The sequence below is a fragment of the Vibrio sp. 1580 genome, assembly GCF_033340055.1.
The window spans coordinates 1-568 of sequence record NZ_JAWOVT010000546.1; the positions used below are offsets into that span (position 1 = coordinate 1).

The 568-nt window shown below is 47.5% G+C and carries 1 protein-coding gene; it reads left to right on the top strand.

Translation table 11 applies throughout. The annotated features are described in order from the left end of the window. Window positions 1-568 (top strand): PQQ-dependent sugar dehydrogenase (locus R7093_RS27090; RefSeq protein ID WP_318147256.1); only part of this gene is annotated, 568 nt, incomplete at both ends.

Below are 568 nucleotides of genomic sequence, written 5' to 3' on the forward strand. Positions count from 1 at the left end.
AATGGGTTTCAAGTCCCTTGGGGCATTGAATTTATCGATTCGCAACGCGTAGTAGTGAACGAGAAAAATGGCACCATTTCATTGCTCAATGTGATGACAGGTCAACGCCATAAAATTCATAGTGCTCAGAACGTTAACACCAGTGGACAAGCCGGTTTACTGGATGTCGCACTCGCCCCAAATACCGATAAGAAAAATCCACAGCTGTATTTCACCTACAGCAAACGAACCCAGAAAGGAAACACCGTCGCACTTGCCACCGCAACGCTAAGTGGCGAGCAACTAACTGGCTGGAAAGATCTCTTCATCGCCGATGCCATCACCGATACTGGCCGACATTTTGGCAGTCGAATCGCGTTTATTGATGGCAAGATCTACTTCACGATTGGCGATCGAGGTGAACGAGACAACGGGCAAAATACTCAAACACACGCAGGCTCAATACTACGCTTGAATCTAGACGGCACGGTGCCAACAGATAACCCTTTTACTTCCTCTAAGGCAAAGCCTGAAATCTGGAGTTTCGGGCATCGCAATCCACAAGGTTTGTTCTACGACAAAGAGACAG